We start from the raw sequence: 14,238 nt of genomic DNA on the forward strand, positions 1-14,238 counted from the left end.
TGTCTATGGCGAAATAGGCTGTGCCCGGCTATAGATGAAAGGCGGCTGTCCACGCCCCTGATCCAGCAATGTCATACGATACTCCATAAAGCATTTTGTATAAATCCGTAAAATGACTTCCAATCCGCACCGAAAACCCACCTCTACCTGGATTGAATGGAAGCAGAAGGCTAACAAGAACATGTCGGTGGATATCGATACATCATGATTCCGGTCTGCGTTATCGTGATGTCCAATCATGCAGTGACAGGCCGACATTCCATGAATGGACGATCTATGGTCGCGATAACATTGAAGGAGGAACGGTCATGCTACAAGAAACGATCGGTATTATGTTCGATTCACGCATGTACCGGGGGATACCGGCCGGAAGGACCGGTCAGGAATCACTCGCGAATTACGAACAGGCAGCGGCCTGTTATGGATTAACCCCTTGTTTTTTGCGATTGGAAGATATAGATTCGGACACGAAAACCTGTATTGCTTATGTCAAAAAAGAAGGCATATACGTCCGGCAAAAGATGCCTTTGCCTTCCATCATTCATAACCGGGCTCTCCAGCTTCGCCGGACGGAGCAACATGAGGTGACCAAACTCCTGTTACAGGGCATACAGGTGTACAACGTACGCAATCGATATCGGAAGGACCATATTCACGAGATGCTTCATCAGAACTCCAGTCTAAGGCAGTATCTCCCCCGTGCGATCAAAGCCACACCGGAGTCTTTGGCATACATGATGGACCATTATGATGATCTGATTATTAAACCGTGCAGCGGAAGTATCGGACATGGTATTATGCGGATATTTAAGAGGGACGGCCAATGGAAGCTGACCTGTGAGACGAGAGCTTCACGCAGAGGATGGGCCACTTTCCGACTGAGCAAAGGACAACTGCCGTCCGCCACCCTGCGCCGTATTTTCCGTCATGCCTATCTTATTGAAGAGCGCATTCCACTGGTGCGTTATGAAGGAAGACCGGTGGATCTGCGGGTGTCCGTGCAGCGTGGAAGTGACGGTCTGTGGGGGATCACGGGCATATTCGCCAAGGTGGCTCCAGCGCATACGTTTGTCACGAATATCGCCCAAGGCAGCAAAGTCATGACGCTGGCTGAAGCCCTTCACTTGGAGGCAGCCGACTGGCATGTACTTGAACTGGAGGCCAGAATCCGGTCTGTCGGGCTCCGAATCGCACGGACACTGGCTTCGAGCCTGCCACATCTTGCGGACCTTGGACTTGATCTGGGGATAACAGAGAAAGGCCAAATTTATTTTATCGAATGCAACGGAAGGGATCAGCGCTACGGTTTCCGCAAGGCCGGGATGACGGAGCACTGGAAAGCCAGCTACCGACAACCAATGGCTTACGGACGTCTGCTGCTGGAGCAGAATTCACGCATACCGCGGCAACCCCAGACGTATGATCGCGGCCTATATTGATTTCGTGGGCATTCTGTGTCAATATTATGCAGAACGGCCGGTCCTGCCGGCCTTGAAGTTCGCACTAACCCTAAGGGGGATATTCATGGCAAAAACGCTGTTGCGGTTAATGACCGAGCTTTCTTCTCGCAAATGGATCTCCCGGACTGTGGGAGCCTTCTCCAAGAGTCGGGGAAGCAAGGCATTTATCCCTTATTTTGTCCGGACCTACGACATCCCTGTTCAGGAAGCTGAAAAAGACTGGAAGGAATATCGTTCTTTGAATGATTTCTTTACCCGTAAACTTAAACCGGGCATGCGCCCGCTTGAACTTTCAGAACATGCACTGATCAGTCCGGTAGATGCCAAAATTACGGCAGCCGGTCCTGTATCTGCTGGAACGCTCCTGAATGTTAAGGGACAAAATTATACACTTGCTGAATTATTAAACCACTCACCACATCTGGAGAAGTACAAGCACGGTTATGCCTTTGTCCTGTATCTCAGCCCACGCGACTATCACCGCATTCACGCGCCTGTTAGCGGTCGCCGAATGGAGAGTGAACATATTAAGGGCAAGGTTTATCCCGTAAATGATTTTGGTCTGACCCACATGAAGTCGGTGCTGAGTCGGAACGAACGGCTCATTACGTATATTGCTCATGATTTTGGAGAAGTTGCTGTCGTGAAAGTAGGCGCAATGAATGTGAGCAGCATACAGTACGCGGGTGCGGATGTAAGTTCATGGGCACAAGGCGATGATCTCGCTTATTTTGAATTCGGTTCCACCGTCGTACTGTTAACGCAGAGCGGCACATTCGAACCGAAACCAGGCTTGCAGCCTGGCGACTCCGTCAAAATGGGAGAATTGCTCGGTCGGCTAAAACCAATCCATTGAGCAATACGTAGGTGATTCCTGAATAACAGGAGTCATCTTTTTTAATTTCTGATCTCAAGAAAGAGATCACACAGAACTTTTGCCTACATAAAAAGGTACTCGCAGCCGGAACACCTTTTTAGGGTAAAGTGTGTCCAGGCTATGAGTACCTTTTGCTGATCAGAGAATCCGATTATCCGCTTCAGAGCTATGTAGAAGTCTGGATGATTTCCATTCTCATTCCATGTATACATGTAATACGAAGCTAAGCTTCGTCATATTGGTTTTCTGACCATTCCTTAAAACCATACGTCCTGCATTTCCTCTGCCGGTTTGGAGCGGCGCAGGCGGTTCCGGAAAATATTAAAGCCCTTAATAGAGCATCCCCGGTTGCGGACCCGACGTTTTCCGTTCATCACAAGTTCCCCCTTTCGATCGTCTGGAATGCTACATACTTACCCCTGCTTCCCAGAATTGAAACGTTGCCATATTCTACCGGCCAGAGAGGCCTTATCTAATCTCGGACGGACTTTTGCCGGTGTACTGCTTGAACTGACGACTGAAGAAAAAGATATCCCGGTACCCAAGGGCATCTGCCACTTCGGTCACATTCATCCCGGTATGCACCAACAGATGCTCGGCCCGCTCAATGCGCATGCGAATGATATAGGATTGCACGGACGAACCAATCAATTCCTTAAACTTGATCGAGAAGTATCGAGGCGATAATCCAGCCCTGGCGGCGAGGTCCTCTACGCGATGTGTTATCCCCGGATGCTGGCGTACATAGTTAGCAACCTCCTGGATGACATCAGACAACTGGTTGCTTACCTTTTTCTCCACGGGAGCTTCCGTGTCCGCGCGCAGCAAATGAATCATCAGCTGTTTCAGAATCAGCCGACTCTCTTCATCCCGTCCATATACATCGGATAGAAACAGTCTTACATACCGAGCCAGCAAATGCTCAAATTCCACCGTTTCCAGTACTTCACGATAGGACTGGGGAACATCATTAACGGGTATATCTACATCAAAATGAATATACGTAAGTACCAACGGTTTTTGCTTGTTATGTGTTGCAGTAGGATGATCGCCTGGCCTGAACAGAAAACAACTACCCTTGCCAACTTCATACGACCGGTCATTGAGCACCACGGTCCCCTCACCGCTCCACACGTAAAATAAGTCATAGTTTTGCATCGGTTTTTCCCGCTTCTGCCACTTCCATCCCGGTTCGCAGACAATTTTGGCGACAGCGGGCAAAATAACAAAAGATGACGGCGATGCCTGCAGCATGTCGCCACTCCCCCTTGAAAGTTAATCTCTTTGCATATACTGCATCAATAATGATGCGATATGTGTTTATATATGATTTCTGCTCCTGCTGGAGCGAAACGTCTTATTCCATTATACAGCGGAATTCACCGAAACGAAAATGTGCACTTCTCCCATGCTAACCGCATTCGCCTTATCCCCTCTTGAATCTCCTCTTTCTCGAGATGTGCAAAGCCAAAACACACAGCTGGATGACCTGGAGTCAGCCGATAACGCACCGCATCGCGGAATACGACACCTTCTTCCTGAGCCAGTGCCTTGAACCGCTCGTAACTGTCGATATTCCCTTTCCATGCAGCATAAATATGCAATCCAGCGTCCCCAGGCTGCATGAGGAAGGGTTCCGGTAATTCCCCCTTCATCTCACTGACAAAGAATGCATGCCGTTCCCCATAGAGCCGGGTCAACCGTCTTAGATGGCGCAAATACCCTCCTCGGGCCATAAACTTCGCAAGTGCACGCTGCTCCAGAAGGGCAGGAGGTACGGGTTCGTACAGTGCTTTTGCAGCGATCAGTGGCTGCACCAGACTGGGTGGCAGAACCGCATAGCCAAGCCGGAAGGATGCAACCATCGTTTGTGAGAACGATCCGACATAAATGACCCGTTGTTCACGATCGAGTACTTTGAGCGGTTCAATCGGTCTGCCACCCCAGCGAAATTCACTGTCATAATCATCTTCAATAATGACGGCATTTCGCTTCGAGGCCCATTCAAGTATGGCTCTCCGTCTGTCCAGACCAAGGACAGCTCCTGTGGGAAACTGGCGGGTTGGCGTTACAAATAACGTCTGTGCTTCCCAGGACTGCGGAATAATCCCCCCGGTATCTACTTCCGCTGGAATAATCTTTCCTCCGCAGGACTTAACGGCCTGGGCAATTCCCTGATAACCCGGGTTTTCCAATACAACTGCAGCCCCTTCAGGGATAAGCAACTGTGCTAGCAAAGTGATGCCCTGCATGGAACCACTAAATAGCACAATCTGTGATGCCTCAGCCTGGATGCCCCGTGTCCACCTCAGATGTGATGCGATCGCCTCACGCAATTCAAAGTCTCCGGCAGCACCACTTCGTTCATGCGATCCGCTCCGATGAACGGCGGCCAGTGCACTTTTCCATTCCGCTTGTGGGAAATGCTCGGCAGGCATGCGCTGTACATGGAAGTTGATGACCGGTTGCTTCCGGTCAAGAGCTGACGGTTTTTCCTTTTTATTCTGAATATTCAGCGTACTCACCCGCTCTCCCCACGAAGAAAGTTGAATGATTGCCTCCTGTTCCGTATGCTCCTGTGCTGTTAGGGTATCCGAAACAAAGGTCCCTCTCCCCCTATACGCCCGCACATAACCATCTGCGAGCAGCATGTCATATACCTGGGCCACGGAGCCGCGTGACATTTCATATTGACGTGCCAGCTCCCGGGTAGAAGGCAGCCTTGTACCTCCAGCCAGCGTCCCTGCATGAATGGCGTCACGCAAAGCATGATACAATGCCTCGTATTTGTAGCGGTGTTGAAGCTCGTATGAATCCATAGGTAGCCACAATTCCATCGTGCACCTCTTTTTCCGAAAAAATTGGTCTATTAAAATGAATGTAAATTGGATCTTTTTATATGTCAATGTAGGTTCTATTGTTATCGCTAAGGTACAGCGATTTAATCCACATGCCATTCAAGGGGGAACACCGATGAGAAGAAAAGAATTCAGTGTAGATGAAGAACAGGAAATGATAACATTTCTGGACCAATGCTCCTTTGGTTTTCTGGGAACGGTCAGTCCGGAAGGTCAGCCACGGGTAACACCGCTAAACTTCGTATATATGGACGGTTGTTTTTATTTCCACGGTAGTCTTGCCGGCGAGAAGATGAAACAGATCAAGCAGGATTCCTCCGTCAGTTTTACCGTGGCAGAAGAGTTTTCGCTGATTCCATCTTATTTCAGTGATCCCGAGCTAGCTTGTCCGGCAACCTCCTTTTTCAAAAGTGTGATGGCATTCGGACAGGCAGAGCCGGTTCAGGATCTGGACATCAAGGGCAAGGTTCTGCAACGCTTCATGGAGAAACTCCAGCCGCAGGGCGGATATATCCCCATTGATGCAGCTGATCCCCGCTACAAGGGTAATCTCAAAGCCGTTGCTGTGGTGCGCATTGTTCCTGAACGAATGAGTGCCAAGTTCAAATTTGGACAGAACCTCTCGTCCGAACGCTTTGATCACATTAGTGGCGAACTGGAACAGCGTAACGAAGGACGAGATGCGGAAACTGCCGAAATGATGCGGAAATACTGTCCTTTTCATCAGAAATAACATCCATTTTCCATAGTATAATCAACCGGGAGAAGTGACATTAACCTAACTCAAAAACACCTGCAACAACGCGGTGAAGTGATAAAACTGTCATTATGCGTAATTTCCGTGACGGGGGCAAGGCAAGGTGTTATAATGTTAGGCAGTTGAATCCCAAAGACTTGGAAGGATGAAAAGAATGAATCCACTGGCTGAACAGTTGAACGAAAGTATTCAGGCAGGCAGCAGTCACGTCTACTCCATGCTGTCGCAGCTCGGCAAAGAAATCTATTTTCCAAAAGAAGGTATCTTGAGTCAGTCCGCTGAAGCAGCAAGTCTGGCCAAAACCTACAATGCTACGATTGGTATTGCTCTGGAAGGCGGTGTGCCGATGCACTTAGCTGTTATTCAGGATAAGCTGTCCGCATACCAACCGAAGGATTTGTACCCTTACGCTCCGCCTGCAGGGAAGCCTGAGTTGCGGACGGTATGGAGAGACAAGATGCTGAAGGAAACACCTTCCCTTGAAGGTAAAACGTTTGGTAACCCAATTGTGACTAACGCATTAACTCATGGACTGAGTATCGTAGCCGACCTGTTCGCCGAAGAAGGGGACGCTGTTATATATCCGGATAAAAACTGGGAAAATTATGAGCTGACCTTCGGAATTCGTCGTCACGGCGAGTTAGTTCATTATCCTCTGTTCGATGATCAATTGAACTTCAACAGTGCAGGCCTACTCGAAGCGTTGCTTGCACAGAAGGACAAAGGCAAAGCCATCGTGCTGCTGAACTTCCCGAACAACCCGACAGGTTATACGCCTGGAGCCGAAGAAGCAGATGCAATCGTAGATACGATTCGTCAGGCGGCTGAGGCTGGTGTGAACGTCGTTGCAGTGACAGATGATGCCTACTTTGGTCTCTTCTTCGAAGATTCAATTCACGAATCCCTGTTTGGCAAACTGGCGAACCTCCACCCACGTGTGTTGACTGTCAAAGTTGACGGTGCCACGAAGGAAGAATTCGTATGGGGCTTCCGCGTTGGATTCATCACGTACGCTCATGAAGATGCTGCGGTTCTCCATGCTCTGGAGCAAAAAACACTCGGTATTATCCGGGCAACCATCTCCAGTGGTCCTCATCCTTCCCAAACTTTTGTATTGGATGCGCTGAAAGCACCTGAGTTCGAAGCACAGAAGCTGGAGAAGTTTGAAATCATGAAAGGCCGCGCCAACAAAGTAAAAGCCATCCTCGACAGTGGTAAATACGGTGAGGTATGGGATTATTATCCGTTCAACTCCGGTTACTTCATGTGTCTGAAGCTGAAGGATGTGGGCGCAGAGCAACTCCGGACCCATTTGTTACAGCAATACGGCGTCGGTACCATTGCGCTGGGTGAGGCCGATCTGCGAATTGCCTTCTCTTGTATTGAAGAATCCGGACTGGAAGATCTGTTCGATACAATCTATCGTGGAGTTTTGGATCTACAGACAACTTAATTCATATGTAGTAATATTTATCCAAATAAATAAGTCAGGGAGCAGACTTGCGTCCGTTTCCTGACAAATATAAACCCCTTTGTATCCTGGTGAATGTCTCTCGATACAAAGGGGTGTTTTGTATTCCACCTTGAAAACGTATTGCTATCTTGACGGGCAAATGCCCAAAACGATGATTTTCAAGCTTTACCGGGCAACGGCCCAATCAGCCTATCCCCAAGGCACATAATATACGATGTACGCAAGGGCGTGCCCAACACCACTTGAAAGGGGAATGACCATGTCTGGAGTTGTTGAAGAAACAAGAGGCGGTTATGGATGCGGCGGTTACGGTTACGGAGGATTTACAAATACAGGTGCCATTCTCGTTCTGTTTATCTTGCTCGTCATTATCACAAAATCGTTCCTCTGTTAGTCCATACGTCCTCACCAGGAGTCAGAACAAGGTAAGCTGACTGTAGTACAAAGAAGGGTATTCCGGGATACAGCTCGGAATACCCTTCTTGTGTTATGTTACGCAAGAGCCCCTAGTCGGCGTTGCCATTGAACGTTCACTAGTCAGACGCTCGACCGTTCATTCATCCTCTTCTTCCTTCAACCACTTGTTGCCCTGAGAACGTCGCATCAAGTAGATGACCAGCATACCAAGGACCAACGCTGCTACGGTCATGCTCAGTCCACTCCATCCCGCAACCAGCATCGGCAGCCACATGAGCAAGGCAGCCAGTGCATGCAGATTCGAGATGAACCCCAGCACCTGAGAACGACGACTCTCTCCCGAGATGGGATAAATCATAATCCAGAACGATTCACCATGACTGCGACGCAGCGCACCCAGTTGCACACCCACAAGCAGCAGGAAGAACAGGTATACACCTATACCGAAATAACTGCCTGCCGTCCACCAGGACAGCAGCATACCCAGTACAACCAAGCGCACAACGATAGAGAACACTTCAGTTCGGATGAACGTTTTGGTGATCAGATAGCGATAAGCTTTCCCTGCATTCCACGGGAGGCCACTCCCCCATTTGCTGAGCCAGCGGCGAGAACTTACTTTTTGGCCTGATGAAGGCACATCTACAAACCATCCCAGCGTGCGCATCACTCGTCCAGCCTGGCCCTGCTCCACCTGAATGAGACGTTCCCATGAAACCCGATGTTTCAAAGGAATACGCAGGGCAACGATATATACGACAGCCAGCAGCAGCAGGAACCAGATGCTGCGCTGTGGAGGCTGCCACAACCAGGCGGCAATCGCCAGTACAGCCAATGCCCATCGGAGCAAACGATATCCTCTGGCGGCACCGATTTGCACCATGCGTAGTTCCTGCCAAGCCCCATAGCTCGATAGCCCTTTCCACAACAGGAGAAGCAGGATAAACCAGCCAAATGGCCTTGCATCCTGATCTGCTCGAACATAGAGCGGCCACAACGTAACAAATACGAGCAGCATGCCCAAGGTTTTATAGATCATGCCGCGAGCGAAGCTGTTTTTCAGATATTCGTGCATCCGATATTCCTGCGGACGTAAAAATACGATGTCTGCCGGATGCAGATATGTACGATAACTGCTAAACAGCACCAGAGGTGCCAGCAACAGCAACGTAATCCAGCGAATCGGAAATCCCGCCGGAATGTGCTGTACAAACGATGTATACCAGGCGGAGAACGCAATGACGAGAAATAAGAAAACCATGGCTACGCCGCTCTGAATGACATAACCCAGATAAGGAAGAATTCCATTCCAGAATCCCGTGCGTCTTTGCTTCCATAACTGCTTGAGATCCATGCTTAATCCCTGCCTTGTACAAGGGAATAGAACATATGCTCCAACGTGGCATTCGATTCCCCGAATTGAGTACGCAGCTCATTCAGCGTCCCTTGAGCAATGACCTGTCCTCGGTGCAGGACAATAAAACGGTCACAGTAATTTTCAATGGTGGACAGAATGTGTGAACTCAACAAAATGGATGATCCCGAAGCCTTCATTTCGAGCATAAAATCAAGCAAAGAGCGAATCCCGAGTGGGTCAAGTCCCAGGAAAGGCTCATCAATGATATAGAGTGGCGGACCTGCCACAAAAGCACACATGATCATGACCTTTTGCCGCATGCCTTTGGACAGGTGGGTCGATAGACTTGTACTTTTCTCATTCATGCGGAACAAGTCCAGCAGTTTCTCCGTACGCTTTTTGAAATCAGTCTCAGAAACACCATATGCTCTGGCCGTAAACTCCAGATGCTCCATGACTGTCATCTCGTCGTACAGCTCAGGAGATTCCGGTACAAAGGCCATGGCGGATTGATATACCTGTGGGTCTTCGTCCCGCTTCTTGCCCATGACCCGCACTTCTCCCTGTTGAGGGGTCATCAATCCTAAAATATGCTTCATCGTAGTACTTTTGCCAGCACCATTTAATCCGATCAGTCCGACCATTTCTCCGCGTCCAACTTCCAGATCGATGCCGTGGAGGACCGGCCGCTTGGCACTGTATCCTCCGCTTAGCCCGTTGATTTTCAATACGGGTGGTTGAACGTTATCCATCTATCCCTGCACCTCTTTCGTCAGGTTTTATTCTTCAGAGCGTGGCTCTTTGCCTTTGCTCCATTTGGGAGCGCCCTTGTTCTTGCGATCCTGGTCTCGTTCTGTTCTGCCTGTATTGCCAGCTGGCTTGCCGCCCGCCGGACGTTGATTCGAAGCAGCAGTTCTGGCACCGCCATTGCGGCTGGCCTGACCAGGTTTACGATCCCGAGACTGCCCTGGTTTTCTGGAGAAAGAATGTCCTTCAGGTCGTGTATCCGGACGCGGATCAGCCTCAAGCACTTTACCCCCGAACAGTACACGTTCCGGCAATTCAATTCCAAGTTCCCGCGCAAACTTGCGCATTATGAAAATTTGCGTTTCATCCACGATCGACAACACGATACCACTGCGACCCATACGACCTGTTCTTCCTGCACGGTGAACATAGTGCTCCGAATCAAATGCAGGGTCATAGTTAATGACCATCGGCAAACCTTCAATATCCAGTCCTCTGGCTGCAACCTCGCTCGCGATCAACAGTTGCAGTTTGCCGTTGCGGAAAGCGGATAGCACGTTGCTGCGGGTCACTTTGTCAGCATCTCCATACAGCGCAGCTGCGGAGAAGCCCAGATGATTCATTTTCGCTTCAACCTCGCCAATATCCTCGGTAGCATTCACAAAGACGATGGCGCGATCCGGGTTATACTGTCTAACCAGACGACGCAGCATATCAATTTTGTTACGGTTTTCTTCCACAAAATAAAAATGCTCCAGTCCTGCCGCGGTTGCCCGGTCCGGTTCAATTCCGATCTGTACCGGCTCTTTCATCTCCCGCTTCGCAAGTCCAGCCGTATGTTCATCAATCGTTGCTGACAGGAAAATGAGCTGACGGTCGCGCAGGGCACTGCGCAATACGAAGTCCACGTCGCTTACCCCGCCGAGCTGGAATACCTGGTCTGCCTCGTCAATAACGATCGTGGAGACGTTATGCATTTTCAGCTTTTTCAGCGTGATTAATTCCTTCAGTCGTCCTGGCGTCCCCACAACCAGTTCTGGGTGCTCACGCAGCTTCTCGATCTGACGTTTTACTGCTGCGCCGCCAATTAGCCCCAGAACGCCAATTTTGCGTTCTTCTCCATACCGCTGTGCCTCGCGTACAATCTGCATCGCCAGCTCTTGTGTAGGAGCTATAATGAGCTTCTGTGTCCCTTTTACATCACTTTTGATGGATTGCAGCAGTGGCAGCAGATAAGCGAGCGTCTTGCCTGTTCCCGTCTGAGATTTCGAAACCACATCGCGACCTTCCAAAATAACCGGGATCGTCTGTGCCTGTACCGGTGAAGGTTCGTTGATGCCATGTCTGGCGAGTACAGCCTCAAGATCCTGTTCTACGCCAATTGAAGCAAATGTTTGATTCGTCATGTATGTCCATCCTTTAAATTTATTCGTTTCGATGCTCTAGCCCTGCTTGTACTAATAAAACCGAAGCCTGTCATCACATTACCTTTCATTATATGCGAAAAAAGCCTGCGGACCAAATCTTATTCATGAAAGATGTTTTTGCACACAAAAAAAAGAAAAGCCCCTCGGCGGAGCCCTTCTTTCATCCGATATATGATGCCCATTGTTGCATCTTACTTCTGATTCATCACACCGTGCGACAGCCTGTCAGCGAGACGCGGAAATAGCTGATACAGCCACACTCCAGCCGAAGCCAGTCTGGGCAGATTCACTTCTTCCTTACGCTTCTTCATCGCCCGGATCATATGCCCCGCAACCTCTTCCGGCTTCAACATCATCCAGCGTACATTATTAACATAGTTACCGGAGGGGTCAGCCCGTTGGAAGAACGGTGTATCGATGGGTCCGGGATTAATGGTCGTTACCGTGACTCCGGTCTTGCGAAGTTCCTGGCGCAGGGCATTGCTAAAGCCAAGTACGGCATGTTTGGTTGCCGTATATGAAGCGGATTTTGCAGTTCCGATCTTGCCAGCCATGGAAGCTACATTCACGATTTGTCCTCTGCCTCGTTGTAACATTTGCGGCAACACTGCTTTGGTACAGCGAACAATGCCCATGTAATTAACGTCCATCATCTCATCGAATTCCTGCACAGACATATCCGTCATCGCCGCAAATTTTCCGTAGCCAGCGTTATTCAGCAAAATATCGATTCGTCCGTATTTCTGCAACATCGCATCCACGGCTGTCTGAACTTGCTCATCATTCGTTACATCTAACGTGAGTAGTTCATGTTGCCCTTTTAGCGAAGCACCAATCTCTTCCAGCTTCTCCTGCGAGCGGGCAGCCAGAATCGGGATGGCTCCTTCTTCTATCAACATCTGCGCACAGAGCGCACCAATTCCGCTCGACGCACCTGTGATAAAAACAACCTGATCTTTCAGCATACCCTATGTCCTCCCGTATTGAACACATATCGCCCTTTGAGGCGTATGGTTCTATTCTACGAGATCATCACTTGAATATCCATCTGACCAATTCCGTCCATCAGCAAAGGAATGCTCAATGCCTTTGTTGCAGTAAAGGAAGTCAGATATTCAGAATTCATCACTTGTGGAGGTGTAATATCAACAACGACACCCTGATTGGACAGGATGGTACTTGCATTGCCGCTAATCATATTGCCAAGTTCCGAAATAGCACTTTTACTCATTTCGTCCATTTCTGTAATGACAAAGCCGCCCATCATGGCAGAAACGATTTTCAATGCAACCGACTCTTGTATTCCAAACACGATGTTTCCGCTCAGTTGTCCAGTCATTCCGATCACGATCCAGACATGGTCTGCAATGTACTCCACATTTTTCACGCCAAGACTCCCGGTGGAAGGCGAAACCTGGATGAGCTGTTCGAATACGTTCCGTGCGGATTCCAGGAAAGGATTAATCACTTCCGCTTTCACTGTCTAATGTCCCCCTTACACTGGGTTATTGGTCACACACCAAAAGTCCCATATTCAATAAATTTATTATACTTTATCACGTACAAGAATTCACCAAGAATTCGGTAAGGCATGTGTACTATAATTTATCGTCATCCGCAGGGCAAATGTTTATAGCTGATTCTAGCGAAAAAACGAGGCTTTTCGCATCTGTTGCAAGAACATTTACCATGGAGAGGCATGGCAAAAGGCATTTAGGACTTTTTTACTGTTTCTTAAAATATTAATAATTTTAATTTCTTGAAATAAAATTAATTTCTCGTTCTAATGGACCTCCCCAAATCCATGTTGTCCCCTTCATTGCCCTGCTGTCCTGAATCACCTATAATTTAAGGAACGCAAGCAATGACCAGTTACGGGATTCCACCTATGGATAGACAGAAGACATTTTACGTGCAAGGAGGCCATACATGAATATCAGTCAACTGGAGACGCTGATTACCATATCGAAAACGATGAGTTTCCGCAAAGCCGGAGAACTCCTAAATCTGACTCAGCCTGCCGTCTCGGCCCAGATCAAGAGTCTGGAGGATGAGTTCAGCACCGTTCTTGTCGATCGTAACCAACCGGTCACCCTCACCGATCGTGGACAGGTGTTTCTTCAACATGCCGAACGTATGCTGGACATCGTGGGTGAGCTGAAACAGAAACTGATGGATCTCGATGAGACCCCTCAGGGACATATCAGACTCGGTACAACCACGTCCATTGCCATTCAGATTTTGCCACGGGTCTTATCCTACTTTCAGGATCAATTTCCACTCATCAAAACCAGTATCCAATCCCTGCCTTCCTCACAGATCTATACCCAGGTCGAGAATGGTATGGTCGATATTGGTATCGGTTATCTCACGGAGCGTAATCCTAACCTTAATACGTCCGTGCTGTATTATGATACATTCGAACTGGTGGTATCCCCATTCCATCCACTGGCGAAGCAAAAGCATGCTGCGGTGGATGTCCTGCGCAGCACACCTCTGATTTTGCTATCTCCGGATACAGTGGGGCGCCGCTTTACAGAGGGCATTTTCAAGAAACATAATATTGAGCCCAATATCGTCATGGAGTTGTCGAGCAGCGAGGAAGTAAAACGGATGGTTGAGATCAATCTCGGGGCAGCCGTTATATCCAAACAATCCGTTGCCCACGAGTTGCGGCAAGGCACACTGCGCATGATTCCACTCAGTGAACTGGAGGTCAGTCACCCTGTCGGAGTCATTTACAAATCAAGTCGTTATCTCAATTCGGCCATGCAGCAATTCCTGAGCGATCTCAAAGGCATGCCGGAGACCCAGTTCATCAGTTCAGAATGATAAATGAGCCATGAGAAAGGAAGGATTTCCAT

The 14,238-nt window shown here is 48.9% G+C and carries 13 protein-coding genes; 6 read left to right on the forward strand and 7 right to left on the reverse strand.

Going from position 1 to position 14,238, the window contains the following annotated elements; translation table 11 throughout:
- The first annotated feature begins 308 nt into the window (after positions 1-308).
- Both ACFVQB_RS25560 and asd read left to right on the forward strand, forming a co-directional pair.
- Positions 309-1,439 carry a YheC/YheD family endospore coat-associated protein gene (locus tag ACFVQB_RS25560; protein WP_379446670.1) on the forward strand — a complete coding sequence of 377 codons (1,131 nt, stop codon included), beginning with the start codon at positions 309-311 and terminating at the stop codon, positions 1,437-1,439.
- A gap of 85 nt (positions 1,440-1,524) precedes the next feature.
- Positions 1,525-2,316 carry an archaetidylserine decarboxylase gene (gene asd / locus ACFVQB_RS25565; protein WP_379446695.1) on the forward strand — a complete coding sequence of 264 codons (792 nt, stop codon included), beginning with the start codon at positions 1,525-1,527 and terminating at the stop codon, positions 2,314-2,316.
- Positions 2,317-2,805: 489 nt separating this feature from the next.
- Here asd and ACFVQB_RS25570 read toward each other — a convergent pair whose 3' ends face one another.
- Both ACFVQB_RS25570 and pdxR read right to left on the reverse strand, forming a co-directional pair.
- Complete coding sequence (locus ACFVQB_RS25570; RefSeq protein ID WP_053783204.1) at positions 2,806-3,591, reverse strand: helix-turn-helix domain-containing protein; 786 nt, start codon at positions 3,589-3,591, stop codon at positions 2,806-2,808.
- Between the two features lie 125 nt (positions 3,592-3,716).
- Positions 3,717-5,174, reverse strand: coding sequence for a MocR-like pyridoxine biosynthesis transcription factor PdxR (gene pdxR / locus ACFVQB_RS25575; RefSeq protein WP_379446702.1), 1,458 nt, complete (start codon positions 5,172-5,174; stop codon positions 3,717-3,719).
- A 136-nt stretch (positions 5,175-5,310) separates the two neighbouring features.
- Between pdxR and ACFVQB_RS25580 the strand changes: the two genes are divergently transcribed.
- From ACFVQB_RS25580 to ACFVQB_RS25590, 3 genes are all read left to right on the forward strand, one after another.
- Complete coding sequence (locus ACFVQB_RS25580; protein WP_379446705.1) at positions 5,311-5,928, forward strand: pyridoxamine 5'-phosphate oxidase family protein; 618 nt, start codon at positions 5,311-5,313, stop codon at positions 5,926-5,928.
- Between the two features lie 178 nt (positions 5,929-6,106).
- Entirely contained in the window at positions 6,107-7,405 is a 1,299-nt protein-coding gene (locus ACFVQB_RS25585; RefSeq protein WP_379446707.1) for an aminotransferase class I/II-fold pyridoxal phosphate-dependent enzyme, read from the forward strand.
- Between the two features lie 280 nt (positions 7,406-7,685).
- Entirely contained in the window at positions 7,686-7,820 is a 135-nt protein-coding gene (locus ACFVQB_RS25590; RefSeq protein WP_208642755.1) for a YjcZ family sporulation protein, read from the forward strand.
- 159 nt (positions 7,821-7,979) lie between these two features.
- On the opposite strand, the gene ACFVQB_RS25595 is transcribed toward ACFVQB_RS25590, so the two are convergent.
- From ACFVQB_RS25595 to ACFVQB_RS25615, 5 genes are all read right to left on the reverse strand, one after another.
- Positions 7,980-9,197, reverse strand: coding sequence for an ABC transporter permease (locus tag ACFVQB_RS25595; RefSeq protein ID WP_379446710.1), 1,218 nt, complete (start codon positions 9,195-9,197; stop codon positions 7,980-7,982).
- A 2-nt stretch (positions 9,198-9,199) separates the two neighbouring features.
- Positions 9,200-9,952 (reverse strand): ABC transporter ATP-binding protein, encoded by a 753-nt coding sequence (locus ACFVQB_RS25600; RefSeq protein WP_379446712.1) that lies wholly within the window; start codon positions 9,950-9,952, stop codon positions 9,200-9,202.
- Between the two features lie 27 nt (positions 9,953-9,979).
- Positions 9,980-11,353 carry a DEAD/DEAH box helicase gene (locus ACFVQB_RS25605; RefSeq protein ID WP_072735468.1) on the reverse strand — a complete coding sequence of 458 codons (1,374 nt, stop codon included), beginning with the start codon at positions 11,351-11,353 and terminating at the stop codon, positions 9,980-9,982.
- 212 nt (positions 11,354-11,565) lie between these two features.
- Positions 11,566-12,339 (reverse strand): SDR family NAD(P)-dependent oxidoreductase, encoded by a 774-nt coding sequence (locus ACFVQB_RS25610; protein ID WP_379446715.1) that lies wholly within the window; start codon positions 12,337-12,339, stop codon positions 11,566-11,568.
- Positions 12,340-12,395: 56 nt separating this feature from the next.
- Positions 12,396-12,854, reverse strand: a complete 459-nt coding sequence (locus ACFVQB_RS25615; protein ID WP_379446720.1) for a chemotaxis protein CheX — start codon at positions 12,852-12,854, stop codon at positions 12,396-12,398.
- A gap of 449 nt (positions 12,855-13,303) precedes the next feature.
- Here ACFVQB_RS25615 and ACFVQB_RS25620 point away from each other — a divergent pair, with 449 nt between their 5' ends.
- On the forward strand, positions 13,304-14,206 hold the full coding sequence (locus tag ACFVQB_RS25620) for a LysR family transcriptional regulator (protein ID WP_076290883.1): 903 nt from the start codon (positions 13,304-13,306) through the stop codon (positions 14,204-14,206).
- Positions 14,207-14,238: the final 32 nt, after the last annotated feature.

It is taken from the genome of Paenibacillus sp. NPDC057886 (assembly GCF_042796655.1).
Classification (GTDB): domain Bacteria; phylum Bacillota; class Bacilli; order Paenibacillales; family Paenibacillaceae; genus Paenibacillus.